The 24149-nt window shown below is 57.2% G+C and carries 29 protein-coding genes; 28 read left to right on the top strand and 1 reads right to left on the bottom strand.

From position 1 onward, the window contains the following. Positions 1-76: 76 nt before the first annotated feature. The 9 genes from rplN (at position 77) to rpmD (ending at position 3897) form a co-directional block, all read left to right on the top strand. Positions 77-445, top strand: coding sequence for a 50S ribosomal protein L14 (rplN, locus tag GOV88_RS15630; protein WP_008757934.1), 369 nt, complete (start codon positions 77-79; stop codon positions 443-445). Positions 446-447: 2 nt separating this feature from the next. Beyond that, entirely contained in the window at positions 448-759 is a 312-nt protein-coding gene (gene rplX / locus GOV88_RS15625) for a 50S ribosomal protein L24 (RefSeq protein ID WP_170356681.1), read from the top strand. Further along, entirely contained in the window at positions 752-1312 is a 561-nt protein-coding gene (rplE, locus tag GOV88_RS15620; RefSeq protein WP_171126026.1) for a 50S ribosomal protein L5, read from the top strand. The genes rplX and rplE overlap by 8 nt, the downstream gene beginning before the upstream one ends. 19 nt (positions 1313-1331) lie before the next feature. Continuing rightward, on the top strand, positions 1332-1637 hold the full coding sequence (gene rpsN, locus GOV88_RS15615; RefSeq protein ID WP_010437098.1) for a 30S ribosomal protein S14: 306 nt from the start codon (positions 1332-1334) through the stop codon (positions 1635-1637). A gap of 13 nt (positions 1638-1650) precedes the next feature. Next, positions 1651-2043 carry a 30S ribosomal protein S8 gene (gene rpsH, locus GOV88_RS15610; RefSeq protein WP_155148687.1) on the top strand — a complete coding sequence of 131 codons (393 nt, stop codon included), beginning with the start codon at positions 1651-1653 and terminating at the stop codon, positions 2041-2043. An 11-nt stretch (positions 2044-2054) separates the two neighbouring features. Then, a complete protein-coding gene (gene rplF, locus GOV88_RS15605) occupies positions 2055-2588 on the top strand; it encodes a 50S ribosomal protein L6 (protein WP_170373361.1) in 534 nt (177 codons plus the stop codon). Positions 2589-2599: 11 nt separating this feature from the next. After that, positions 2600-2959: a 50S ribosomal protein L18 gene (rplR, locus tag GOV88_RS15600; RefSeq protein WP_170356678.1), complete on the top strand. Its 360-nt coding sequence runs from the start codon at positions 2600-2602 to the stop codon at positions 2957-2959. 172 nt (positions 2960-3131) lie between these two features. After that, positions 3132-3695, top strand: coding sequence for a 30S ribosomal protein S5 (gene rpsE, locus GOV88_RS15595; RefSeq protein WP_170356677.1), 564 nt, complete (start codon positions 3132-3134; stop codon positions 3693-3695). Between the two features lie 13 nt (positions 3696-3708). Then, a complete protein-coding gene (gene rpmD, locus GOV88_RS15590; RefSeq protein WP_074736195.1) occupies positions 3709-3897 on the top strand; it encodes a 50S ribosomal protein L30 in 189 nt (62 codons plus the stop codon). A 157-nt stretch (positions 3898-4054) separates the two neighbouring features. On the opposite strand, the gene GOV88_RS15585 is transcribed toward rpmD, so the two are convergent. Then, positions 4055-5329 (bottom strand): adenylate/guanylate cyclase domain-containing protein, encoded by a 1275-nt coding sequence (locus GOV88_RS15585; RefSeq protein WP_171126029.1) that lies wholly within the window; start codon positions 5327-5329, stop codon positions 4055-4057. Positions 5330-5772: 443 nt separating this feature from the next. Here GOV88_RS15585 and GOV88_RS15580 point away from each other — a divergent pair, with 443 nt between their 5' ends. The 19 genes from GOV88_RS15580 (at position 5773) to GOV88_RS15490 (ending at position 24149) form a co-directional block, all read left to right on the top strand. After that, positions 5773-5985, top strand: a complete 213-nt coding sequence (locus GOV88_RS15580) for a DUF1127 domain-containing protein (protein WP_171126031.1) — start codon at positions 5773-5775, stop codon at positions 5983-5985. Between the two features lie 240 nt (positions 5986-6225). Continuing rightward, positions 6226-6699 (top strand): 50S ribosomal protein L15, encoded by a 474-nt coding sequence (gene rplO, locus GOV88_RS15575; protein WP_171127071.1) that lies wholly within the window; start codon positions 6226-6228, stop codon positions 6697-6699. Positions 6700-6808: 109 nt separating this feature from the next. Then, complete coding sequence (secY, locus tag GOV88_RS15570) at positions 6809-8173, top strand: preprotein translocase subunit SecY (protein ID WP_171126034.1); 1365 nt, start codon at positions 6809-6811, stop codon at positions 8171-8173. After that, on the top strand, positions 8170-8814 hold the full coding sequence (locus GOV88_RS15565) for an adenylate kinase (RefSeq protein WP_171126036.1): 645 nt from the start codon (positions 8170-8172) through the stop codon (positions 8812-8814). The genes secY and GOV88_RS15565 overlap by 4 nt, the downstream gene beginning before the upstream one ends. Positions 8815-8894: 80 nt before the next feature. Then, on the top strand, positions 8895-9908 hold the full coding sequence (locus GOV88_RS15560; protein ID WP_217358925.1) for a DUF1214 domain-containing protein: 1014 nt from the start codon (positions 8895-8897) through the stop codon (positions 9906-9908). A 208-nt stretch (positions 9909-10116) separates the two neighbouring features. After that, the gene (gene rpsM / locus GOV88_RS15555) at positions 10117-10485 is read left to right on the top strand and encodes a 30S ribosomal protein S13 (RefSeq protein WP_171126038.1); all 369 of its coding nucleotides are present in this window, start codon (positions 10117-10119) and stop codon (positions 10483-10485) included. A 15-nt stretch (positions 10486-10500) separates the two neighbouring features. Next, the gene (rpsK, locus tag GOV88_RS15550) at positions 10501-10890 is read left to right on the top strand and encodes a 30S ribosomal protein S11 (protein ID WP_008757289.1); all 390 of its coding nucleotides are present in this window, start codon (positions 10501-10503) and stop codon (positions 10888-10890) included. Between the two features lie 115 nt (positions 10891-11005). Beyond that, positions 11006-12022, top strand: coding sequence for a DNA-directed RNA polymerase subunit alpha (locus tag GOV88_RS15545; protein WP_058276312.1), 1017 nt, complete (start codon positions 11006-11008; stop codon positions 12020-12022). Between the two features lie 117 nt (positions 12023-12139). Further along, entirely contained in the window at positions 12140-12562 is a 423-nt protein-coding gene (gene rplQ / locus GOV88_RS15540) for a 50S ribosomal protein L17 (protein ID WP_039538314.1), read from the top strand. Positions 12563-12694: 132 nt separating this feature from the next. Continuing rightward, positions 12695-13999 (top strand): DUF3300 domain-containing protein, encoded by a 1305-nt coding sequence (locus GOV88_RS15535; RefSeq protein WP_171240998.1) that lies wholly within the window; start codon positions 12695-12697, stop codon positions 13997-13999. A gap of 1 nt (position 14000) precedes the next feature. Beyond that, entirely contained in the window at positions 14001-14891 is an 891-nt protein-coding gene (locus GOV88_RS15530) for a DUF2950 family protein (RefSeq protein WP_171240997.1), read from the top strand. A 137-nt stretch (positions 14892-15028) separates the two neighbouring features. Next, the gene (locus GOV88_RS15525; RefSeq protein ID WP_171240996.1) at positions 15029-16414 is read left to right on the top strand and encodes a trypsin-like peptidase domain-containing protein; all 1386 of its coding nucleotides are present in this window, start codon (positions 15029-15031) and stop codon (positions 16412-16414) included. 4 nt (positions 16415-16418) lie between these two features. Next, positions 16419-17732: a replication-associated recombination protein A gene (locus GOV88_RS15520; RefSeq protein ID WP_171126046.1), complete on the top strand. Its 1314-nt coding sequence runs from the start codon at positions 16419-16421 to the stop codon at positions 17730-17732. 109 nt (positions 17733-17841) lie between these two features. Continuing rightward, entirely contained in the window at positions 17842-18885 is a 1044-nt protein-coding gene (locus GOV88_RS15515; RefSeq protein WP_171240995.1) for an RluA family pseudouridine synthase, read from the top strand. Beyond that, positions 18882-19553, top strand: coding sequence for an HAD-IA family hydrolase (locus tag GOV88_RS15510; protein WP_171240994.1), 672 nt, complete (start codon positions 18882-18884; stop codon positions 19551-19553). Before GOV88_RS15515 ends, GOV88_RS15510 begins: the two co-directional genes overlap by 4 nt. A 4-nt stretch (positions 19554-19557) precedes the next feature. Further along, entirely contained in the window at positions 19558-20265 is a 708-nt protein-coding gene (locus tag GOV88_RS15505) for an ATP12 family chaperone protein (protein ID WP_171240993.1), read from the top strand. A gap of 207 nt (positions 20266-20472) precedes the next feature. After that, on the top strand, positions 20473-21489 hold the full coding sequence (locus GOV88_RS15500; RefSeq protein ID WP_171126054.1) for an amino acid ABC transporter substrate-binding protein: 1017 nt from the start codon (positions 20473-20475) through the stop codon (positions 21487-21489). A gap of 125 nt (positions 21490-21614) precedes the next feature. Beyond that, positions 21615-22847: an amino acid ABC transporter permease gene (locus tag GOV88_RS15495; RefSeq protein ID WP_171126056.1), complete on the top strand. Its 1233-nt coding sequence runs from the start codon at positions 21615-21617 to the stop codon at positions 22845-22847. A 3-nt stretch (positions 22848-22850) separates the two neighbouring features. Next, the gene (locus tag GOV88_RS15490; protein WP_171126058.1) at positions 22851-24149 is read left to right on the top strand and encodes an amino acid ABC transporter permease; all 1299 of its coding nucleotides are present in this window, start codon (positions 22851-22853) and stop codon (positions 24147-24149) included.

Genomic DNA, 24149 nt, shown 5'->3' with positions numbered 1-24149 from the left:
GTTTCCGGGATTTTCCCATTTGTCGAAACCCTGGGGGATCTAACTAGACCAGCCCCCACAGGTCGGGAGAAACCACATGATCCAGATGCAGACCAATCTGGATGTCGCTGACAACTCCGGCGCACGCCGAGTTCAGTGCATCAAGGTCCTGGGTGGTTCCAAGCGTAAATACGCCTCCGTCGGCGACATCATTGTCGTCTCGGTGAAGGAAGCCATCCCGCGCGGCCGCGTAAAGAAAGGGGACGTCCGTAAGGCCGTCGTCGTACGCACCGCCAAGGAAGTCCGTCGCGAAGACGGCACCGCGATCCGTTTCGATCGCAACGCCGCCGTCATCCTGAACAACAACAACGAGCCAGTCGGTACACGTATCTTTGGCCCCGTTGTTCGTGAACTGCGCGGCAAGAACTTCATGAAAATCATCTCGCTGGCTCCGGAGGTGCTGTAATCATGGCTGCTAAACTCCGCAAAGGCGACAAGGTCGTCGTGCTGGCCGGCAAGGACAAGGGCAAAGAGGGAACCATTTCCTCGGTTGATCCCAAAGCCGGTAAAGCTGTTGTCGAAGGCATCAACATTGCCATCCGTCACACCCGTCAGTCGCAAACTTCGCAAGGTGGTCGTCTGCCCCAGGCAAACCCGATCCAACTGTCGAATCTGGCGCTGCTGGACAAGAACGGCAAAGCAACCCGCGTTGGCTTCCGCATGGAAGGTGACAAGAAGGTCCGCTTCGCCAAGACCACAGGGGACGTGATCGATGCTTGATTCCGCAACCTACACCCCGCGTCTGAAAGCTCAGTACGTTGAGACCATCCGTGCCGCTCTGAAAGAAGAGTTCGGCTACAAGAACGACATGCAGCTGCCCAAGCTGGACAAAATCGTTCTGAACATCGGTTGTGGTGCTGAGGCGGTCAAGGACTCGAAGAAAGCGAAAGCTGCTGTCGAAGATCTGACTGCAATTGCTGGCCAACAGGCTGTTGCAACCAAGGCGAAGAAGTCGATCGCGGGTTTCCGCGTCCGTGAAGACATGCCGCTGGGCGCGAAAGTGACCCTGCGCGGTGACCGGATGTACGAATTCCTGGATCGTCTGATCACAATCGCGATGCCGCGTATTCGTGACTTCCGCGGTGTTAAGCCGTCTTTCGATGGTCAGGGCAACTTTGCCATGGGCATGAAAGAGCACATCGTGTTCCCGGAAATCGATTTCGACAAGGTCGACGAGGTCTGGGGCCTGGATATCGTAATTGCCACCACAGCGAAAACCGACGCTGAAGCAAAGGCATTGTTGAAAGCGTTCAACATGCCGTTCAACGCGTAAGCGCCGGGAGGATTGAGACATGGCTAAGAAAGCAATGATCGAACGCGAGAAGAAGCGCGAACGCCTGGTGGCCAAATATGCCGCAAAGCGTGCCGAGCTGAAAGAAATCGCGAATGACGAGAGCAAGCCGATGGAAGAGCGTTTCAAGGCGCGTCTGAAACTGGCGAAACTGCCGCGCAACAGCTCGGCTACCCGTCTGCACAACCGTTGTCAGCTGACCGGTCGTCCCCACGCTTACTACCGTAAGCTGAAGGTCAGCCGTATCGCGCTGCGCGAGCTGGGTTCTGCTGGTCAGATCCCCGGCATGGTGAAATCGAGCTGGTAAGGGAGACATAGATATGAATGATCCTATCGGCGATATGCTCACCCGTATCCGCAACGCGCAAATGCGCGGCAAGTCCACCGTTTCCACACCCGCATCCAAACTGCGCGGTTGGGTTCTGGACGTGCTGGCGGACGAAGGTTACATCCGTGGCTACGAAAACACGACCGGTGAAAACGGTCATCCGGCCATCGAAATCAGCCTGAAATACTACGAAGGCACCCCTGTCATTCGCGAACTGAAGCGGGTTTCGAAACCTGGCCGTCGCGTCTACATGGGCGTCAATGACATCCCGCAGGTCCGTCAGGGTCTGGGCGTGTCGATTGTCAGCACTCCGAAAGGTGTGATGTCGGACGCAAACGCTCGCTCCAACAATGTTGGCGGCGAAGTGCTCTGCACCGTCTTCTAAGGAGGTCTGCAATGTCTCGTATTGGTAAAAAACCGGTCGAGCTGCCCAGCGGCGTTACTGCCTCTGTGTCGGGTCAGACCATCGAAGTCAAAGGTCCGAAAGGCACCCGTAGCTTCACCGCCACCGACGACGTGACGCTGTCGGTTGAAGACAACGTGGTCAAAATCGACCCCCGTGGCATGTCCAAGCGTGCCCGCCAGCAGTGGGGCATGAGCCGCACCATGGTTGCCAACCTGGTAACCGGTGTGACCGAAGGCTTCAAAAAAGAGCTGGAGATCCAGGGTGTTGGTTACCGGGCTCAGATGCAGGGCAACACCCTGAAGCTGAACCTGGGCTATAGCCACGATGTTGATTTCACTGCTCCGGAAGGTGTGACCATCACCGCGCCGAAGCAGACCGAAATCGTTGTGGAAGGTATCGACCAGCAGCAGGTGGGCGAAGTCGCGGCCAAAATTCGCGAATGGCGCCGTCCCGAGCCGTACAAAGGCAAGGGCATCCGCTACAAGGGCGAGTTCATCTTCCGCAAGGAAGGCAAGAAGAAGTAAGGACGCAGACAATGGCAAACAGCAAAAGAACCCTGTTTCTGAAGCGCCGCCTGCGCGTTCGGAACAAACTTCGCAAAGTCAACGCGGGCCGCGTACGCCTGTCGGTTCACCGTTCGAACAAGAACATCAGCGTTCAGCTGATCGACGACGTTCGTGGCGTGACCCTGGCCGCAGCCTCGACCCTGGAAAAAGATCTGGGTGTTGTTGGCAAGAACAACGTCGAAGCGGCCACCAAAGTGGGCGCGGCCATCGCCGAGCGTGCCAAGAAGGCAGGCGTCGAAGAGGCTTATTTCGATCGTGGTGGCTTCCTGTTCCACGGCAAGGTGAAGGCAGTTGCCGACGCCGCGCGTGAAGGTGGTTTGAAGATCTGATGGTGCGCCGGGCTGAGGCCCGGCCTGCCTACGACATCGCTGTAGGCCGGGCTTCAGCCCGGCTTCGGCACCTGAAGGCGGGTTATCTCGCCTCGATGATCGGGGGGCGTTCACGCTCACTTCGATTGAAGAAAACGGCGTCACAAACGCCATATGAGAAAAGGGATGCCAAATGGCAGAACGTGAAAACCGTCGGGGCCGTGGCCGCGACCGTGAAGAAGCACCGGAATTTGCAGATCGTCTGGTCGCAATCAACCGCGTGTCGAAAACCGTAAAAGGTGGTAAGCGCTTTGGCTTCGCCGCTCTGGTGGTTGTCGGCGATCAGAAAGGCCGCGTGGGCTTTGGCAAAGGTAAAGCGAAAGAAGTACCTGAGGCCATCCGCAAGGCGACTGAACAAGCCAAGCGTCAGATGATCCGCGTGCAGCTGCGCGAAGGTCGTACTCTGCACCACGACATCGAGGGCCGTCACGGCGCTGGTAAAGTGGTTATGCGCACCGCACCTGAAGGTACTGGTATCATCGCCGGTGGTCCGATGCGTGCTGTGTTCGAAATGCTGGGCGTGAAGGACGTTGTGTCCAAGTCGCTGGGCTCGCAGAACCCGTACAACATGATCCGCGCCACCATCAACGGCCTGCAGAAAGAGCAGAGCCCGCGTTCGGTTGCCGCACGTCGTGGTAAAAAAGTTGCCGACATCCTGCCCAAGCGGGACGAAGCACCGGCTGAAGCCGAAGCGTAAGGAGTAGCGTACCATGGCAAAAACCATTGTCGTCAAGCAGATCGGCTCCCCGATCCGCCGCCCCGCCGAACAGCGCGCAACCCTGATCGGTCTGGGCCTGAACAAGATGCACCGCACCCGTGAGCTGGAGGATACGCCTTCGGTTCGCGGCATGGTCAACAAGATCCCGCATCTGGTTGAGATCATCGAAGAGCGCGGCTAAGCGCAGCCTCTTTTAGAATTGAAAGGCCCCCGCTGTTTGCGGGGGCTTTTTTCATGCTTACGATCATGTTTGCCCGCTTTGAGGTCAAAGCTGACCGGTTTCATTCCAGTACCCGCGCCTAAACGAATGATTGCCATTCGCCTAACACAATTCAGCGTTATGTGAAAATTTCGTAAGAAAAGACTTCTAAGTCTTCCTCAAAACCCCGCAAAGAATGCCGCCCCAATTTTTTCGGCTCTTCAGATACCAAGTTCACAAAATCACCCGTTGCTAAAAGCCGCGCCTCCAATTTTCGCGTCAGGCCCTCTAACCTGCTGGCTATCGCGACTGATGGGCCAGTTACCGTAAAATCCAAACGCTTTTCAGTGCCAACATTCCCGTAGACAGCCGCCCCAGTGTGCAATCCAACCCCAAATTCAGCACGGTCTGATGGATCAAGTTCTTCATTCCTTTGGAACGCTTCACGTGCCGCGGACAGGGCTGCTTCGCACATGTCTTCGGGTAGTCTTCGTTGACCATCAAAAGGAAAGATCGCAAGCAACCCATCGCCAACGAATTTAAGAACCTCTCCGCCGTGATCGTGTACCGCCCCACCGACACAATCGAAGAATTGGTTAACCGTCGCGACATATTTTTCCGAAGACAAGCGCTGGCTCAAAGCCGTAGAGCCGCGCATATCGCTGAACAATAGAGCACAGTCAATTATGCTGACATCTCCCCGGGCTATTTGACCGTTCAGTACGGATCGCCCGGACAACTTGCCTAGATAGACCTCCATCAACTCAGCTGCCAAGAACTGCTCTGACAGTACACGCGCTGCACCAAGCAAAGGTAAAGATAGCCGCGACAGACCATCTACCTCACGATCTGTGAAGCCAGAACGACGCTTTGTAGCAAAAGACACTGACGCGCCCAAAGCCCACTCCATCTTTCCGTCAAAGACAACGGTACGATTGCCGAATGGTGCACTGCATACGACATAGTCGGTGACACCTGCTTCAGCGAGTTTTCGGAATAGCGGAAATTTGTCACGGGTCGCTTGGTCAGTCAGATTTGCTCGCATGAAAGGAAACTTGATTGTGCCGTTGGTAAGTCCGTCCGCCAAGTCCCAAACTTCCTCATTAAAGTGCTGTTTCGCAATCTCATTGGCCAATTTCGAATTCTCTCCGAAGGGTGCTTTGTCGAAGAGATCAGCCGTTACAGAACTGCGTGGAAGAACGGTCCATTCAATTCGATGGTTCGATGCATCCCACGTTGCATCGAGTAATCCAATTACAGGGTGCATCATCAGACGGCCCAAGGAAACACGCGTGACCGGCACGCCACCATCGATCAGCCTGTTACTTAACTGCTCGACTAGTCCACCAAGATCAGCATCAAAAAAGGCCAGCTTTTGCAGCCAATCTGCAATGCGGTCGAAAACATCCGCCATACCTTACACCTCCACCATCATCTTGTTACAGCCGAAGGCTCGTGTCATTCGGTTTGTCTTCGAACACTCAATTCTCCAGCGATGGGTTTGCAAATTTTCACGCGCATTCGCTCGCAATATTGGCCAAAGCCCGTCAATTTTTCGAGCTACGAAAATGTGCCAGGCGAAACAGTCGATAGAGAAACGTTACTATTCAACTCTAAAGTACTCCCTCCAATGTCCTGTGCAGCGGTGCAACTAACGGCCGCTTCCTTCCGCCAAGTGGACATTCATCGCGTTAAGCGGTGTACATACTCCTGTTTCGCCATTCCCCCAACGCATAGCGGATAGACCGAAACATCCGTTGTTAGCGATACCCGCCCTCCTTATCTGAGCCGTGTCCCAAACAGGAACGCAATCATTATCCCGGGGAATTCGCTTCGGGCTTAGAAAGGAAATGAACTATGGCAAATACTGCAACATACACCCGCGAAGGCTTTGGCCTGAACGCCCGCATCGCAACGCTCGTCGCTCGCATCAAAGAGGCTTATACCCTGCGTGCCGAGTACAACCGCACCTATTCAGAGCTGCAAAGCCTGTCGGACCGTGAGTTAAACGATATCGGTGTGCGTCGGTGCGATATCCGCGATATCGCTCAAAAGCATGTCTACTGCTGATAAACTGATCAGACCGTTGACCTGACCCAGAGGCGCCAATTGGCGTCTCTTTTGGGTTTTAGGGGGCGAGCTTGTTTGTTTTTCCCGAAATCTTGAACATTGGGGACAACAAAACTTGCATCCTGCAACGCGACGCTGTAACCCGCCCCGGTGGCATTGCGTCCACGAGAATCAAAACCAAGAAACGCCGTGTTTGGCCCATCACGCTTCGGGGGTCACATCCGGCTTAGGAGAAGCGATATGAAACTGCACGAATTGCGCGATAATCCCGGCGCTGCACCGAAACGGACCCGCGTTGGCCGTGGTCCCGGTTCTGGCAAGGGTAAAATGGGTGGCCGTGGTATCAAAGGCCAGAAATCCCGTTCGGGTGTGGCCATCAATGGCTACGAAGGTGGCCAGATGCCGCTGTACCAACGCCTGCCCAAGCGTGGCTTCAACAAGCCGAACCGTAAGGAATTCGCCGTTATCAACCTGGGCCTGATCCAGAAATTCGTCGATGCCGGCAAACTGGACGCTAAAGCTGCGATCACCGAAGATGTACTGGTTGAATCCGGTCTGGTTCGTCGAAAGCTGGACGGTGTCCGCGTTCTGGCCAAAGGTGAAATCAGCGCCAAAGTGAACCTGGAAGTCACCGGCGCTTCGAAGTCTGCTGTTGAAGCAGTTGAGAAAGCGGGCGGCTCACTTAAGGTCACAAAAGCCGCTGCGGTAGAGTAAGCGCTTGTGAGCGGGCCAAGACCCGCTTACATAGACCTCAGAGTTTTCCAAGACGCCGCCCGAGCCGGAAAACGGTTCCGGGCGGTGTTTTCATAAGAGAGACCGATTTATGGTATCAGCAGCAGAACAAATGGCAGCCAACACAAGCTGGTCTGCCCTTGGTAAAGCCACCGATCTGCGCAACCGCATCTTGTTCACGCTTGCATTGCTGATCGTCTATCGTCTGGGCACCTTCATTCCGGTTCCGGGCATCGACGGCCAAGCATTGCGCGAGTTCATGGAGCAAGCGGGGCAGGGCATCGGCGGCATGGTTTCGATGTTCACCGGCGGGGCGCTTGGGCGGATGGGTATCTTTGCCCTTGGCATTATGCCCTACATTTCAGCCTCGATCATCGTGCAGCTGCTGACATCTATGGTTCCCGCGCTCGAACAGCTCAAGAAAGAGGGCGAGCAGGGGCGCAAGAAGATCAACCAATATACCCGTTTCGGCACCGTGGCACTGGCCACCGTACAGGCTTATGGTCTGGCCGTTTCACTGGAATCGGGCGATCTGGCAACCGATCCGGGCCTGTTCTTCCGTCTGTCGACCATGATCACGCTGGTCGGTGGTACGATGTTCCTGATGTGGCTGGGTGAACAGATCACCGCACGCGGCATCGGCAACGGTATCTCTCTGATTATCTTCGTGGGCATCATTGCCGAAGTTCCGGCTGCTCTGGCGCAGTTCTTTGCCTCGGGCCGCTCGGGCGCGATCAGCCCTGCAGTGATCATCGGTGTGATCGTGATGGTGATTGCCGTGATTACCTTTGTGGTATTCATGGAGCGCGCCTTGCGTAAGATCCACATTCAATACCCGCGCCGTCAGGCCGGTATGAAGATCTATGAGGGCGGCTCCAGCCACCTTCCGGTCAAGGTAAACCCGGCAGGCGTGATCCCGGCGATCTTTGCCAGCTCGTTGTTGCTTCTGCCGGTGACCATCTCGACCTTTTCGTCAGGTGCAACCAACGGGCCGATCATGTCATGGCTGCTGGCCAACTTTGGCCCCGGACAACCTTTGTACCTGTTGTTCTTCGCTTCGATGATCGTGTTCTTTGCCTATTTCTATACGTTCAACGTTTCGTTCAAACCGGACGATGTGGCGGATAACCTGAAAAAGCAGAATGGCTTTGTTCCGGGTATCCGTCCGGGCAAGAAAACCGCTGAATATTTGGAATATGTGGTCAACCGCGTTCTGGTTCTGGGTTCGGCGTATCTGGCGGCGGTGTGTTTGCTGCCTGAAATTCTGCGGAACCAGTTCGCCATCCCGTTCTATTTCGGCGGCACCTCGGTTCTGATTATCGTCTCTGTGACCATGGACACGATCCAACAGGTCCAGAGCCACCTGCTGGCGCACCAGTACGAAGGGCTTATTGAAAAGTCCCAGTTGCGCGGTAAAGGTAAGAAACGCGGCAGGAAGGGACCCGCTCGTCGATGAACATTATTTTGTTGGGCCCCCCGGGGGCAGGTAAAGGGACGCAGGCGCGCCACTTGGTGGAAACACGCGGCATGGTCCAGCTGAGCACCGGCGACATGCTGCGCGAGGCCAAGGACAGCGGCACCGAGATGGGCAACCGCGTGGCCGAAGTGATGGCCAAGGGTGAGTTGGTCACGGATGAGATCGTGATTGGTCTGATCCGCGAAAAACTGGAGCAGGGTGCCAAAGGTGGTTTCATCTTTGACGGTTTCCCGCGCACGTTGGCCCAGGCTGACGCGCTGGGTGAGTTGCTGGACAGCACGGGTGAGTCTCTGGATGCTGTCATCGCGATGGAGGTCAACGATGACGCTCTGGTCGCGCGGATCACGGCCCGGTCGACCTGTGCTGGTTGCGGTGAGGTCTATAACGACATCACCAAACCGATCCCGGCAGATGGGAAATGCACCAACTGCGGCAAGCAAAATGACTTTAAACGCCGCGCGGACGACAATGAGGAAAGCCTCAAGACCCGTCTGATGGAATACTACAAGAAGACCTCGATGCTGATCGGCTATTACCATGCCAAGGGCAACCTGTCCTGGGTCGATGGTTTGGGCGAAATTGATGAGGTTCAGGGCGCGATCGCAGGTGTCCTAAGGTAACATCTCTAATTAATTGAATGCGTGTGTTTGCCGAGGTATCACCTTTGCCAACGCGCGCATTTTTTTGGGAGATGGATTTGATGAAATTGCTCAGAATGCTCTCGGTCGCATCGGGTTTGACCAGTTTGGCCCTTGGCGCGTTGGCGGATACAACGCCGGTCAACGTCGACAATTTTGTCCGCGCTGCAACAGATATCGAGTTTCGCAAATATCTTGAAAATTCGGGCGCTGTGAATGCTTTGTTTCATGTGCGCGGGCCGACGCCCTTGGATATGCAGCCGACTATCCGCATGAACCGCGATACGCTGTATAGTATGTCGGTGGTGGATATCTCGGACGGGGCGGTGTTGACTGTGCCGGAATCCGGTGATCGGTACGTGTCGGTTCAGGTGGTCAATCAGGATCACTACGTCAATGATGTGTTTCTGGGCGGCGGTACTTATGAGCTGACTGTTGATCAGTTCGATACGCCTTATGTGGCGCTCCTGTTTCGGTATCTTGTCAACTCGGAGGATCCCGAGGATGTTGCCGAAGTGATCGCGTTGCAGGACGGGGTTACGCTTCAGGCCAATTCCGCGCGACCTTTTGACGAAGCGCATTACGATAAAGATGCTTTTGACAAGGTGTTGAGCGCGGTGCTGGAACTGGCGCGGTTTTCTCCCGACAGCACTGGCACATTCGGCGCGAAAGACGAGGTTGACCCTGTGCGGCACCTGCTGGGAACAGGGTTTGGCTGGGGTGGCTTGCCAGAGGCACAGGCCTTTTATCTGAACGTCGATCCGGGTCTGGCGTTGGGGGCGTATAAGCTGGACGTTCCGGCCAAGGTTCCGGTTGGCGCATTCTGGTCCGTCAGTCTGTATAACTCGGCCGGATTCTTTGAAGAGAACGATCTAGGTGTCTATGTGATCAACTCGGTGACGGGCGACCGCAACCCGGATAGATCGTTGACCGTGCACTTCGGTGAATGCGAAGACGGCCGTGTGAACTGCTTGCCGATCATGGAGGGCTGGAACTATGCTGTGCGCCTGTACCAACCAGCGCCAGAAGTGATTGACGGGACCTGGACCTTCCCCGAAATCGAGCCTGCGGAATGAATTCGGGATCAATATGCGATCTGCGCTTGACGCGCGGGTCGCGCAACACTATTGGACGCTATCTCGGAAGAGAATCGAATTGTGTGCGGGCAATCCGTTCACATGATCATATCATAAAATGCTGAGCCCTCTGGCGACACTGCCACGGTTAGGCGTTGTGAAAAAAGGTTCTGGAGCTACGGAACCGCAACGAAAAGGAAAGTGACACGTGGCACGTATTGCCGGCGTAAACATCCCGACTGCAAAGCGGGTACCTATCGCCCTCACATATATCACCGGAATCGGCAACACTTCGGCCAAAGCGATCTGCGACGCTGTGGGCATTGAAGCGACCCGTCGCGTCAATGAACTGTCCGATGCCGAAGTTCTGAAAATTCGCGAATTCATTGACGAAAACTTCACCGTCGAAGGCGATCTGCGCCGCGAAGTTCAGATGAACGTCAAGCGCCTGATGGACCTGGGCTGCTATCGCGGTCTGCGTCACCGCCGCAACCTGCCGGTTCGCGGTCAGCGTACCCACACCAATGCTCGTACTCGCAAAGGCCCCGCAAAGGCCATTGCTGGTAAGAAGAAATAAGGGAGGGTCTGACTGATGGCACGTGACAAGACTCGCGTTAAGCGCAAAGAGCGTAAGAACATCGCATCGGGCGTTGCCCATGTGAACTCGACCTTCAACAACACCAAGATCCTGATCTCGGACGTACAGGGCAACGCCATTTCGTGGTCGTCTGCCGGTACCATGGGCTTCAAAGGCTCGCGGAAATCGACACCTTACGCCGCTCAGATGGCTGCAGAAGATGCAGGCAAGAAGGCGCAGGAACATGGCGTCAAGACGCTGGAAGTCGAAGTTCAGGGCCCCGGTTCGGGTCGTGAATCGGCTCTGCGTGCGCTGGCTGCCGTGGGCTTCAACATCACGTCGATCCGCGACGTGACTCCGATTGCTCACAACGGCTGCCGCCCGCCGAAGCGTCGCCGCGTCTAAGCGATTTTGAATTGAGCTGGGGCCAGTGTTTTTGCACGGCCCCAGCACGTCATTTTGAACCTCGGGCGTCTGCACCTTGTTGGTCATGGGGCGCGGACAGGAATGGAGGGATTACATGATCCACAAGAATTGGGCAGAATTGATCAAGCCGACCCAACTGGAAGGCAAACCGGGCAACGACCCCGCGCGTCAGGCGACTCTGGTCGCTGAACCGCTGGAGCGTGGCTTTGGTTTGACACTGGGCAACGCGCTGCGCCGCGTTCTGATGAGCAGCCTGCAAGGTGCGGCCATCACCAGCGTTCAGATCGACAACGTTCTGCATGAGTTCTCATCGGTCGCAGGTGTCCGCGAAGACGTCACCGACATCATCCTGAACCTCAAGCAGGTTGCCCTGCGCATGGAAGTCGAAGGCCCCAAGCGCCTGTCGATCAATGCTAAAGGCCCAGCCGTTGTCACCGCTGGCGACATCAGCGAAAGCGCCGGCATCGAGGTTCTGAACCGCGATCACGTCATCTGCCACCTGGACGATGGCGCCGACCTGTTCATGGAACTGACCGTCAACACCGGTAAGGGCTATGTCTCGGCTGAGAAGAACAAGCCGGAAGACGCGCCTATCGGTCTGATCCCAATCGACGCGATCTATTCGCCGGTCAAGAAGGTCGCCTACGACGTTCAGCCGACCCGTGAAGGTCAGGTTCTGGACTATGACAAGCTGACCCTGAAGATCGAAACCGACGGTTCGATCACGCCGGAAGATGCGTTGGCCTTTGCCGCTCGTATCCTGCAGGATCAACTGTCGATCTTCGTCAACTTCGACGAGCCGGAATCGGCTGGCCGCCAGGACGAGGACGATGGTCTGGAGTTCAACCCGCTGCTGCTGAAGAAAGTAGACGAGCTGGAACTGTCGGTCCGTTCGGCAAACTGCCTGAAGAACGACAACATCGTCTATATCGGCGACCTGATCCAGAAGACCGAAGCCGAGATGCTGCGCACCCCGAACTTCGGCCGCAAGTCGCTGAACGAGATCAAAGAAGTGCTGTCCGGCATGGGTCTGCACCTCGGCATGGATGTCGAGGACTGGCCGCCCGATAACATCGAAGATCTGGCGAAGAAATTCGAAGACGCGTTTTAAGCGCGTCTTCCCCAATGCCCGGGCTGCCGGGGACAAAATGGGCACTTCCGCTCCAAGGAGAGCCGGTGACACGCATCGCCGGCCAGACAAAGCAAAACGCAAGATAGGAATTGAAAAATGCGTCACGCACGTGGTTACCGCCGCCTGAACCGTACTCATGAGCACCGTAAGGCTCTGTTTGCGAACATGGCTGGCTCGCTCATCGAGCATGAGCAAATCAAAACAACTCTGCCCAAGGCGAAAGAACTGCGCCCGATCATCGAAAAGCTGGTCACTCTGGGCAAGCGCGGCGACCTGCACGCCCGCCGTCAGGCCGCAGCACAGCTGAAAGAAGACAAGGACGTCGCAAAGCTGTTCGAAGTTCTGGGCCCCCGCTATGCCGAGCGTCAGGGCGGTTATGTCCGCATCCTGAAAGCTGGCTTCCGCTATGGCGACATGGCACCGATGGCGATCATCGAATTCGTTGATCGTGACGTCGACGCCAAAGGCGCGGCTGACAAAGCCCGCGTTGCTGCTGAAGAAGCCGCAGACGAAGAATAAGAAAGCCCGTCTTTCTGAACGAAACCCCTGCGCTACAGGCGTGGGGGTTTTTTCGTTTTGGCGGCCAAAAAGCGGTTTTGTTGCCAGAATCATTAACTTGGGCGATCCTTGGTTCAATTGAAGGATCGCAATATGTTTAGATATCTTGTCCTTTTACTCGGGTTTTGCGCACCGGTTTCTATGTTTGCGCAGGAGGCATCTCAGGATGCGCAGACCGACGATACCCTGTTGACCGACGCCGAACTGCAAACGCTGGTCGCGCCGGTTGCGCTGTATCCCGACACGTTACTCATCCAGATTTTCGTGGCGGCCACCCAACCGTTGGAGATCGTTAAGGCCGAGCGGTTCCTGCTGGACAACGCCGATCGCGATCCAACAGAGCTGGAGTCAGAGATCGACGCCATGGGATGGGATCCTTCCGTCAGCGTACTGGCAACGGCCTTCCCCGAAGTTGTAGGGCAGATGGCTACGCATATCGACTGGACCGAGACTATGGGGACGGCAATGCTGGCTCAGTCCGATGATGTGATGGACGCCGTACAGGTCATGCGGGATCAGGCGATTGACAGTGGCGCGCTGGTCTCGGGGCCGGAACAAACCGTCGAGGTGACCGAAGACGAAACGGTAGTGATCACGCCGACGAACACGGAAACGGTTTATGTCCCGCAATATGATCCGCAGACCGTCTACACCGGTCCCTCGACCGGGGACGTGATCGGAACCGCGCTGCTGACATTTGGGGCCGTTGCCCTGATTGACGAAATCTTTGACGACGATGACGATTGGAATGACTACTGGGGCTGCCGGAATTGTGGTGGATGGAACGGTCAACCCATCGTCAGAAACCCCGACATCGACATTGATGTGGATGGTAATATCAATATCGGTAATGAGATTGACCGGGGCGACCGGACGGATATCGGTTGGACTCCGGACCCCGAGCGGAAAGAACAGGCGCGCGACAAGATATCGGATCACAAAAGGCCTGAAGGCGGGCGCGGCGATTTACCTGTCAACCGACCGGACGGGCGGACGGATGAACTGCGAGCCAAGCTAAGCCGGGAATCCGGTGCGGCGGATATCAGTCGTGATCGCGCCGCTGCCGGCGCTGGTGCCGGAGCTGTCGCCGGAAGTGCTTTGGCCAACCGTGGCGGCGACAAGCAACTGCCGAAGGTGAACCGTGGCAACGTGGACGGGGACAGGGCCGCCGCCAAGCAGCAGGCCATTGACCGCACTAAGCAAAGGCCGGACGCTGCCAAGAAACCGGTCAAGCAGAAGCCACAAAGCGTCAAGAAACCTCAGGCCAAGAAACCGGCGACGACTCAGCGGAAGCCATCTGCTGCCAAGGGCGCGGCCATGAAAAAGAAATCCTCTGGTAACAGGGCCAAAAGCGCGTCGAAACGTGGACACGCGGCCAAGGGAGCACGGAGAAGGTAATATGCGCAAAGCGGTTGTTTCTGTATTCTTTCTTCTCGCATCTGCTGGTCTGGCAATGTCCGAGGGCGCGCGATTTGACACGCCTCAGTCGGCGCTGGACGCGTTTGTGGATGCTCTCAGGTCGGATGATCACAATGCCCTTCTGGACATTTTTGGGCCTGAAGCCGAAGATCTGATTGGCTCTGGCGATCCTGCTGAGGACAAGCAAAGGCGGCGTGAGGTGCTGGCCATGTACGCCGAGGGCTATCGCTTTCAGCCTGAAAACGACGGGGTTGTGATCCTCTTGGGCGAGGATAGCTGGCCTTTCCCTATCCCGATCCTGCGCAGCGCAGAGGCTTGGCAATTCGACATCGAAGTGGGCGCTGAAGAAGTCGCCGCGCGTGAGATTGGCCTGAACGAGCTGGAAGTGATCGACCTGCTCGAAGCCTATGTTGATCTGCAGGCGGCGTTCCGGCTGGTCGATCACGACGGCGACGGTGTCATGGAATTTGCACGCAACATCATTGCCGATCCGGGCGCGCGCAACGGGCTATTCTGGCCGGATGAGGACAGTTTTGTCGGTGCAGCCCTTGCAAGGGCCGCGGCATCCGGATGGAGCGACGGCGAAGCGGATTACGACGCCGAGCCGTTTCTTGGCTACTATTACACGATCTTGCAGGGGCAGGGGCCAAGTGCCCCCGGTGGCGCTTATTCTTATATGGTCGGCGACAGATTCGTGGCCGGTCACGCGATGCTCGCGGTTCCGGCGGATTATGGCAAGACGGGCATTCACTCGTTCCTAGTGGGCGAAAACGGGATCGTATACGAGGCTGACTTGGGGCCGGAAACGCTGGACCTAAGCGCAGATATCGAAGCCTATGATCCCGGCCCAGATTGGTCACCGATAGAATGACGCGCCACCAGTGAACGCCGAGGCGTCCTTTTCTAACGTTCAGCCCAGGCACCGAAGCCGCCATCTTCGTGCGTCGGCGCTTGCATTACGGCGCACGGAGCCGCATATCCATCTGAGATTTGCAGGTCGAGGAAACAATGCTCCGCCCGTCCCTTTTCGCACTTTTCATAGCGTGCGCGTCTTTTGCTGCGGCAGAAACCCGTGTTCCCAAGTCACAGGCCGAAATCTCATTGGGATTTGCGCCGGTCGTGAAGCAGGCGTCGCCGGCTGTCGTGAATATCTATGCCAAGATCATCCGTCAGGGGCGTGCGAACACCCTGTTTTCTGACCCGTTCTTTCAGGACTTTTTCGGCCGCGGATTCTCGGAGCCTCGTCAACGGGTCCAGAACTCATTGGGGTCCGGTGTGATCCTGTCAGACGATGGCTACGTGGTGTCGAATTACCATGTCGTCGGAATGGCAACCGAGATTCGTGTCGTGGCAACAGACCGCCGCGAATACTCGGCGCAGGTTGTATTAGGTGACAAGGAAAGTGACATCGCCATTCTGCGGCTGGAGGATGCGACGGACCTGCCATACCTTCAGATGCGCGATTCCGATCAGGTCGAGGTCGGAGAGCTGGCTTTGGCCATCGGAAACCCGTTTGGGGTAGGGCAGACCGTTTCGTCGGGGATTATTTCAGGGCTGGCGCGCACGGGTACTGCGACGGGCAATGCGCGGGGCTACTTCATTCAGACGGATGCTGCGATCAATCCCGGCAACTCGGGCGGCGCATTGATCGACGTGAACGGGAACCTTATCGGGATCAATACGTCTATCCTGACGCGATCCGGCGGGTCGAACGGCATCGGCTTTGCCATCCCTGCTAATCTGGTGGCCGAGTTTCTGCGGCAAGCGCAGTCCGGCAATGACAGCTTTGTAAGCCCATGGGCAGGGATGGCCGGGCAGCATATGAGCGCCGATATCGCCGAGTCTCTGGGGCTTGTCATCCCGCAGGGCGTCGTGATCTCGGACCTGCACGGACTGAGTCCTTTGGCCGAGGCTGGATTGCGTGTTGGTGACGTCGTGACCCATGTTGACGGGGATGAGGTGAACTCACCCGCCGAGATGAAGTTTCGGATGTCTGTCGCGGGTGTTGGCGGAACATCGGTTCTTACCCTGTTGCGCGGCGACAGCAGCGAAGAGATTGAGATCGCGCTGATCAAAGCCCCGGAAACACCATCAGCCGACGAAACTACGCTGGATGATCAAACGGTCATGCCCGGTTTAGAGGTGTCGCGCATCAATCCGGCAGTGATTTCACGGATGGGTTTGCTGTTGTCACAGACCGGGGTCGTCGTGGTTGATGCCGGCCCTTATGGCGGGCGGTCCGGTCTGCGTGCGGGCGATGTGGTCAACAGCGTCAACGGTCAGGACATTCAGCATCCCAACGATCTGGTCGACGCGCTAACTGATCCGGGCCGCAGGCTGCAGTTCGACATCCTGCGCGGTGGACGCACCGTGTCTTTGCGGTTCCGGTTGTGACGCAATGAGCGATCTGTTCGATACCGGGGCCACTCAGCAGCCCACAACAAGCCCCCACCGGCCACTTGCGGATCGCCTGCGGCCGCAAGCACTGTCCGAGGTGATTGGGCAGCAGCAGGTTCTGGGCCCGGACGCGCCGTTGGGCGTCATGCTGGCGTCAGGTAGTTTGTCGAGCCTGATATTCTGGGGGCCGCCGGGTGTTGGAAAAACCACAATCGCGCGGTTGCTTGCGCAGGAAACGGACCTGCATTTTGTTCAGATCAGCGCAATATTTACCGGCGTTCCGGATCTGAAAAAAGTGTTCGAGGCCGCGAAGATACGGCGTCAGAACGGGCAGGGCACGCTTTTGTTCGTGGATGAGATTCATCGGTTCAACAAGGCGCAGCAGGATGGGTTTCTTCCGCATATGGAGGACGGAACGATCCTGTTGGTCGGGGCCACGACCGAAAATCCCTCTTTCGAACTGAACGCCGCCCTTCTGAGCCGATCGCAGGTTCTGGTGCTTGAGCGTCTGAGCCTGTCTGATCTGGAGCATCTGACCCAACGTGCCGAAAAAGAATTGGACCGGGCATTGCCTCTGACGGGTACTGCCCGTGAAGCGCTTCAGGAAATGGCGGATGGCGATGGTCGGGCTTTGTTGAATCTGATCGAACAGGTTGCGGCATGGCAGGTTGATGCGCCGCTGGACCCGGGTGCCTTGTCCACAAGGCTGATGCGTCGGGCCGCAAAATACGACAAGTCCGGTGATGAGCACTACAACCTGATCTCGGCGCTGCACAAATCCGTGCGGGGGTCCGACCCCGACGCGGCTTTGTACTGGTTTGCGCGGATGCTGACGGGGGGCGAGGATCCTAGATATCTGGCGCGCCGTATCACCCGGATGGCGGTTGAAGATATCGGGTTGGCTGACCCGCAGGCTCAGGCGATATGCCTGCAATCATGGGAAACCTATGAACGTCTTGGCAGCCCGGAGGGGGAATTGGCCTTGGCACAGGCGCTGGTCTATCTGGCCTTGGCGCCCAAATCGAACGGCGCTTATGTAGGGTACAAGGCCGCCATGCGGTTGGCCAAACAATCCGGCAGCGAGCCCCCGCCCAAGCACATTCTGAATGCCCCAACATCCCTGATGAAGGATCAGGGCTATGGCGCGGGCTATGCTTATGACCACGATGCCGAAGATGGGTTTTCCGGTCAGAATTATTTTCCGGACGGCATGCAGCGGCCTGATCTCTATCAACCTGTCGAACGCGGTTTCGAGCGCGAGTTGAAAAAGCGACTGGAATATTTCGCCAAGCTTCGCGCGCAACGCAACGGCTAACGCCCGCTTGACTCTTGCGGTTGGGCACGCCACAGACGCGCATGTTTTCTATGGCACTGAATGATACGCATTTCGCGCGGGATCACCGCGCGGCGCAGGGGATATTGGCATGAGCGGCGTACAGATGATCACCGTGGCAGAAGGTGACGGAGACCAGCGGTTGGATCGCTGGCTGCGCCGTCTGTTCCCACATGTCAGTCAGGGCCGTATCGAGAAGATGTGCCGCAAGGGTGAATTGCGTGTGGAAGGTGGCCGGGTCAAAGCCTCGACCCGGCTTGAGGCTGGACAAGTTGTGCGTGTCCCCCCTCTGCCCGACGTTGATCACAAACCGGCCGAAGTCAAACGCCGGGTTTCCGACGCGGACGCCAAGATGATCCAATCCTGCGTGATTTACCGCGACGATCACGTGCTGGCGTTGAACAAACCCCATGGCTTGCCTGTGCAGGGCGGCAGCGGCCAAACCCGCCATGTGGACAGCCTGTCCGAAGCACTGAGGTTTGGCTATGACGAAAATCCGCGTTTGGTTCATCGGTTGGATAAGGACACCTCCGGCGTTCTACTGATGGCACGCACACGCGAAGCCGCCAAGGGCCTGACCGCAGCCTTCCGCCACCGCGACACGCGTAAGATTTATTGGGCGTTGGTGGCCGGGGTGCCGACGCCGTATCTGGGCGAAATCAAGACTGGTCTGGTCAAGGCGTCGGGCCATGGAAAGCAGGGCGAAGGCGAAAAGATGGTCGCCGTTCACCTGAATGAGGTCAACGATACACCGGGTGCGAAACGCGCGCATACGCTCTATGCCACTCTTTACCGGGTGGCAGGGCGCGCCGCGTGGGTGGCCATGGAGCCGATTACCGGTCGAACGCATCAGTTGCGGGCACATATGGCCGCGATCGGTCATCCGATTATCGGTGACGGTAAATATGGCGGTTCGGGTCAGGAAAACCTCGGTGACGGTTGGGGCGCACAACTGGGCGGGATCATCAGCAAAAAGCTGCACCTGCATGCGCGGCAAGCGTCGTTCCAGCACCCGGTGACACGCAAGACGATCACCGTAAAAGCCCCCTTGCCGGACCACATGAAACACAGCTGGGATACCTTAGGCTGGACCGAGGATCTGGCCGCCGACGACCCGTTCGAGGAGCTGCAATGAGCGCACCCTTGCGTTTGGCGCTGTTCGACGTGGACGGCACCCTTGTCGACAGTCAGGGCAGTATCGTCGGCGCGATGACCGCCAGTTTTGACGCGCTGTCCCTGCCGGTGCCTGATCGCAAGGCGATTTTGTCCATCGTTGGCCTGTCGCTGCCCAAAGCCATCGCACAGCTTGCGCCGCTTCAGTCTGATGCGGATCAGGCGCGGTTGGTCGAAGGGTATAAGCAAGCCTATCATGCGCATCGGCTGGAACAGGGCATGGCAGGGTCGCCGCTTTATCCTGGTGCGCGAGAGGCAATCGAAGCGCTGCACGCCATCCCCGAGGTCTTGCTGGGCGTTGCAACCGGGAAATCTCAGCGCGGCTTGGATGCGCTGATCGAAGGGCACGAGTTGCAAGGTTATTTTGTTACGCGGCAAGTAGCCGATCACCACCCTTCGAAACCGCATCCGTCGATGATTGACACGGCCCGGGCCGAAACGGGCGTTGAGGCGGTGAATACGGTCATGATCGGCGATACCCGGTTTGACATGGATATGGCCGCTGCTGCCGGTGTCCCCGCCATCGGTGTGACATGGGGGTATCATACGCGCCCTGCACTTGATGCCGCAACGACCATAATCGAAACCTTCGACCAGTTGCCGGGCGCGCTGGATCAAATCTGGACCTGAAGTGATGAGCGATTGGAAACCGAAACGATTCTGGACCGAAAGCGCGGTTGTTGACGCAGAAGGCGGGTTTACTGTGGAATTGGATGGTCGGCGCGTCAAAACGCCGGCCAAGGTAGGGTTGATCGTGCCCACTCAAGCCCTGGCGCAGGAAATCGCTGCCGAGTGGAACGCGCAGGAAAAAGAAGTAGACCCGACCACGATGCCGTTTACCCGTTCGGCGAACGCAGCCATCGACAAGGTCCAGCATCAGCACGCCGAAGTTGCGGACATGCTGGCCGATTACGGCGATTCGGACCTGTTATGCTATCGCGCCACGCACCCGCAGGAGTTGCAGCAACGGCAGGCCGAACAGTGGGACCCGGCATTGGATTGGGCGGCCGAGGCGCTCACGGCGCGTTTGCTGCCGGTCGCCGGTGTTTTGCATCAGCCCCAGGACGCATCGGTTTTGCACGAATTGCGCCAACGTGTCCATGATTTCAATAACTTCCAGCTTGCCGCTTTCCACGACTTGGTCAGCCTGTCCGGGTCGCTGGTGCTGGGGTTTGCAGCCGCTGCGGACTGGCGCTCTGCCGAGGATATCTGGCAAATCTCAAGGTTGGACGAGTTGTGGCAAATCGAACAATGGGGTCATGACGACGAGGCCCACGCCGCCTCCGAAGTCAAAAGGGCTGCATTTCTACACGCCAAAAGGTTCTTCGACCTCTCGGTTTGAGCTCTTACGCCTGAAAATCCGCCGCTGTGCCGAACATCTGTAAGATGAACCATCGTTTTCGCTGATCCGACCCTTGACGTTTGTTTATGAATGCGCCCAAACTCAAGCCCACTAAAGGGGAGACACCTTTGGGGAAACCTTTCTGGTACCAAAGGTGCCGGACAGAACCGTCCCAGAGTCGGGGCGGAAAATCAGGAAGAGGTAAAAATGAAAAAATCCGTAATCTTGGGCGTGGCAACCGTTGCCGGCCTTGCTGCAGGCGCAGCGGCAGCGGGGACTGTCGATGATGTCAAAGCGCGCGGTAAGCTGAACTGCGGTGTGACCACCGGTCTGGTTGGCTTTGCCGCACCCGACGCGAATGGCGAATGGCAGGGCTTTGACGTCTCGCTGTGCCGCGCAGTTGCTGCAGCCGTTCTGGGCGACGCAAGCGCCGTTGAATTCGTTCCGACCACCGGTAAGACACGCTTTACCGCGCTGGCTTCAGGCGAGATCGACATGCTGGCCCGTAACACCACCTGGACCTTCAGCCGCGACGTCGACCTGAAGTTCGAATTCGTGGGCGTGAACTACTACGATGGTCAAGGCTTCATGGTTCCCAAGGCACTGGGCGTAAGCTCGGCCAAAGAACTGGACGGCGCGACCGTCTGCATCCAGACCGGCACCACCACCGAGCTGAACCTGGCGGACTTCTTCCGCTCGAACAACATCAGCTACGAGCCGGTTCCGATCGAAACCAACGCTGAAGCGCAGCAGCAGTACCTGGCTGGTGCGTGTGACGTTTACACCACCGACGCATCGGGCCTGGCCGCAACCCGCGCCACGTTCGAAAACCCCGGTGACCACGTCCTGCTGCCCGAAATCATCTCGAAAGAGCCGCTGGGCCCGCTGGTCCGTCACGGCGATCACGAGTGGGGCGACGTTGTCCGTTGGACTCTGAACGCACTGGTCTCGGCTGAAGAGCTGGGCGTGACCTCGGCAAATATCGACGAGATGGCCGCTGGCACCGACAACCCTGAAGTCAATCGCCTGCTGGGTACCGAAGGTACGCTGGGCGAGATGCTGGGTCTGGACGCTGACTGGGCTATGAAGGCGATCAAATCCGGTGGTAACTATGGCGAAGTCTTTGCCAAGAACATCGGTGAGGAAACTCCGATCGGTCTGGCACGTGGCTTGAACGCACAATGGACCGACGGCGGTCTGCTGTACTCGCCGCCGTTCCGCTAAAATCCACAGAAAAGGGCGCGGGTTAACCTGCGCCCTTTTTCCATAACAGAATGCTACGGGCTGCTCAGGAGCGGGGAAAACCTCGCCGGGAAGGAAGCACCCGAAAAGCACGGGGATCCCAAAATATGTCGACTATGACTGACCCGCCGAAAGCAGATTTTCGGTTGTCGATGCTCATAAACGATACCCGCTACAGATCATTGACGTTCCAGGTGATCGCGGCGATCGTTATTGCGCTAAGTATCTGGTATCTGGGCAACAACCTGATCCAGAACCTCAGGGCCGCAGGCCTCAACATCTCGTATTCCTTCCTGGGCGATCCGTCCGGGTACGACATCAACCAGCGTTTGATCGAATATGACAGCCAGTCCTCGCACGGACGTGCGGCTGTTGTCGGTATTCTCAACACGCTTTTGGTCGCGTTTCTGGCCTGTATCACCGCAACTGTGTTTGGTGTGATCGCCGGGGTTTTGCGCCTGTCCAATAACTGGCTGGTGTCCAAGCTGATGGCGGTTTACGTCGAGATTTTCCGGAATATTCCGGTTCTGATCTGGATCATCATCATCTTCACGATCATGACGGCGGTTTTGCCGGGTCCGCGGGAATTTCGCGGGGATAACCCGACATCCAGCATGTTGTTTGATCTGTTCGCATTTACCAACCGAGGCGTTTACATTCCGCGCCCCGAGTTTGCGAATGGTCTGTTTGGCGCGACGTTCCTGAATTGGCTGTTGGTCATTGCAGTACTGGTGGGCTCATGGTTTGCAACTCGTGAAATTGAAAAGCGCGCCACGCTGAAGCAGGAACAGACGGGTGAGCGTCCAAAAACCGGTCTTGTGAAACTGGCCGTATGGCTGGTGCCGTTTGCGCTGCTGATGGTTTTGATGGGCCTGACATGGGAAGTTCCCGCGCTCAAGGGCTTTAACTTCAGCGGGGGTATCAAGGTTGGCGGTCCGCTGATCGCGCTGTGGTTTGCTCTATCCATCTATACGGGTGCCTTCATCGCAGAAAACGTACGTGCTGGTATTCAGGCGATTTCGAAGGGTCAGACCGAAGCTGCGGCTGCGCTGGGCCTGCGTCCTGGACGGATCATGAACCTTGTGATCTTGCCGCAGGCGCTGCGGGTCATCATCCCGCCGTTGATCTCGCAATATCTGAACATCACCAAGAACTCGTCACTGGCGATTGCTGTGGGCTATGCGGATATCACGGCCACGCTGGGCGGCATCACGCTGAACCAGACCGGTCGAGCAATCGAATGCGTCCTGCTGCTGATGCTGTTCTATCTGACGGCCTCGCTGCTGATTTCGATGGCGATGAACATCTACAACGCATCCGTCAAGTTGAAGGAGCGCTGAGTTATGGCTGATCAAACAACAAACCCGATCGCCTTTGTCGCTGATGGCACAATCCCGCCATCGCCTCCGCCAGCAAACCAGACCGGTATCATCAAGTGGCTGCGCGAGAATCTCTTCTCGGGCGTGGCGAATACCATCCTGACGGTTTTGTCGATCCTGTTGATCTATGTGCTGCTCAAGAACACGCTTCCGTGGATTTTGAATGGTGTATGGAACGCGGATTCATTGGCGCAATGCCGTGAGATTCTGGACGGCAAGACCGGAGCCTGTTTCGCGGTTCTGACCGAGCGCTGGCACCAGTTGATCTATGGGTTCAAATACCCTGACGATGCCTATTGGCGCCCGAACCTGGCCTTCTTGCTGATGTTGGTCGCGGTGGCACCCGTGCTGTTCTTCGACCTGCCGCGCAAGTTGCTGCTGTTTACAGCGGTGTACCCGTTCGTTGCGTTCTGGCTGATCTGGGGCGGAACCATCATGGTCCCCATCGTGGCACTGCTGGGCTGTGTCGCAGCCGCCGTGGTGTTTCAGAAATTCGGCAAGAACAGTTTTGCAGCCGGGTTCTTTGGGGGCATCGTTGTGGCGCTGGTTGTGTGGAATATCGGCGGGGCGCTGATTCCCGATGATGCCAACGAGGGCGCGCTGCTTTCGGCTGTTCCCAGCCGTGATCTGGGTGGCTTTATGCTGAACCTGATGCTGGGCGTGACCTGTGTGTCGCTGTCCCTGCCTTTGGGCATTGCATTGGCTCTGGGCCGTCAGTCCGATATGCCGCTGATCAAGTGGGTCTGTGTCATCTTCATCGAATTCATCCGCGGCGTGCCACTGATCACGCTGCTGTTCGTGGCTTCGGTGATGCTGGCCTATTTCTTCCCGCCTGACAGCACGGTCGACCTGTTCCTGCGCGTTGTGATCATGATTACCATGTTCTCGGCCGCCTATATCGCCGAGGTGATCCGCGGCGGTCTGGCAGCGCTTCCGCGCGGACAGTACGAGGCAGCAGACAGTCTTGGCTTGGATTACCCGCAGGCGATGCGGCTGATCATCCTGCCACAGGCTCTGAAGATCTCGATCCCCGGTATCGTGAACGTGGCCGTTGGCCTGTTCAAGGACACCACACTGGTTTCGGTCATCTCGATGTTCGATCTGGTGGGCATGATCCGGGGCCCCATCCTGGCGTCAACCGAATGGAACGGCGTCTATTGGGAGCTTCTGGGCTTTGCCGCGCTTCTGTTCTTCGTCGTCTGTTACGGCATCTCTCAATATTCCCAGTGGCTCGAGCGTCGCCTTGCCACGGATCATCACTAA

Source organism: Ruegeria sp. HKCCA5491 (assembly GCF_013034565.1).
GTDB lineage: Bacteria > Pseudomonadota > Alphaproteobacteria > Rhodobacterales > Rhodobacteraceae > Ruegeria.
This window is presented reverse-complemented; position numbering and strand designations above follow the sequence as displayed.

Coding starts and splice junctions, on each gene's coding strand:
- rplN (WP_008757934.1), top strand. CDS start 77: ATGATCCAGATGCAGACCAATCTGGATGTCGCTGACAACTCCGGCGCA.
- rplX (WP_170356681.1), top strand. CDS start 448: ATGGCTGCTAAACTCCGCAAAGGCGACAAGGTCGTCGTGCTGGCCGGC.
- rplE (WP_171126026.1), top strand. CDS start 752: ATGCTTGATTCCGCAACCTACACCCCGCGTCTGAAAGCTCAGTACGTT.
- rpsN (WP_010437098.1), top strand. CDS start 1,332: ATGGCTAAGAAAGCAATGATCGAACGCGAGAAGAAGCGCGAACGCCTG.
- rpsH (WP_155148687.1), top strand. CDS start 1,651: ATGAATGATCCTATCGGCGATATGCTCACCCGTATCCGCAACGCGCAA.
- rplF (WP_170373361.1), top strand. CDS start 2,055: ATGTCTCGTATTGGTAAAAAACCGGTCGAGCTGCCCAGCGGCGTTACT.
- rplR (WP_170356678.1), top strand. CDS start 2,600: ATGGCAAACAGCAAAAGAACCCTGTTTCTGAAGCGCCGCCTGCGCGTT.
- rpsE (WP_170356677.1), top strand. CDS start 3,132: ATGGCAGAACGTGAAAACCGTCGGGGCCGTGGCCGCGACCGTGAAGAA.
- rpmD (WP_074736195.1), top strand. CDS start 3,709: ATGGCAAAAACCATTGTCGTCAAGCAGATCGGCTCCCCGATCCGCCGC.
- GOV88_RS15585 (WP_171126029.1), bottom strand. CDS start 5,329: ATGGCGGATGTTTTCGACCGCATTGCAGATTGGCTGCAAAAGCTGGCC.
- GOV88_RS15580 (WP_171126031.1), top strand. CDS start 5,773: ATGGCAAATACTGCAACATACACCCGCGAAGGCTTTGGCCTGAACGCC.
- rplO (WP_171127071.1), top strand. CDS start 6,226: ATGAAACTGCACGAATTGCGCGATAATCCCGGCGCTGCACCGAAACGG.
- secY (WP_171126034.1), top strand. CDS start 6,809: ATGGTATCAGCAGCAGAACAAATGGCAGCCAACACAAGCTGGTCTGCC.
- GOV88_RS15565 (WP_171126036.1), top strand. CDS start 8,170: ATGAACATTATTTTGTTGGGCCCCCCGGGGGCAGGTAAAGGGACGCAG.
- GOV88_RS15560 (WP_217358925.1), top strand. CDS start 8,895: ATGAAATTGCTCAGAATGCTCTCGGTCGCATCGGGTTTGACCAGTTTG.
- rpsK (WP_008757289.1), top strand. CDS start 10,501: ATGGCACGTGACAAGACTCGCGTTAAGCGCAAAGAGCGTAAGAACATC.
- GOV88_RS15545 (WP_058276312.1), top strand. CDS start 11,006: ATGATCCACAAGAATTGGGCAGAATTGATCAAGCCGACCCAACTGGAA.
- rplQ (WP_039538314.1), top strand. CDS start 12,140: ATGCGTCACGCACGTGGTTACCGCCGCCTGAACCGTACTCATGAGCAC.
- GOV88_RS15535 (WP_171240998.1), top strand. CDS start 12,695: ATGTTTAGATATCTTGTCCTTTTACTCGGGTTTTGCGCACCGGTTTCT.
- GOV88_RS15530 (WP_171240997.1), top strand. CDS start 14,001: ATGCGCAAAGCGGTTGTTTCTGTATTCTTTCTTCTCGCATCTGCTGGT.
- GOV88_RS15525 (WP_171240996.1), top strand. CDS start 15,029: ATGCTCCGCCCGTCCCTTTTCGCACTTTTCATAGCGTGCGCGTCTTTT.
- GOV88_RS15520 (WP_171126046.1), top strand. CDS start 16,419: ATGAGCGATCTGTTCGATACCGGGGCCACTCAGCAGCCCACAACAAGC.
- GOV88_RS15515 (WP_171240995.1), top strand. CDS start 17,842: ATGAGCGGCGTACAGATGATCACCGTGGCAGAAGGTGACGGAGACCAG.
- GOV88_RS15510 (WP_171240994.1), top strand. CDS start 18,882: ATGAGCGCACCCTTGCGTTTGGCGCTGTTCGACGTGGACGGCACCCTT.
- GOV88_RS15505 (WP_171240993.1), top strand. CDS start 19,558: ATGAGCGATTGGAAACCGAAACGATTCTGGACCGAAAGCGCGGTTGTT.
- GOV88_RS15500 (WP_171126054.1), top strand. CDS start 20,473: ATGAAAAAATCCGTAATCTTGGGCGTGGCAACCGTTGCCGGCCTTGCT.
- GOV88_RS15495 (WP_171126056.1), top strand. CDS start 21,615: ATGTCGACTATGACTGACCCGCCGAAAGCAGATTTTCGGTTGTCGATG.
- GOV88_RS15490 (WP_171126058.1), top strand. CDS start 22,851: ATGGCTGATCAAACAACAAACCCGATCGCCTTTGTCGCTGATGGCACA.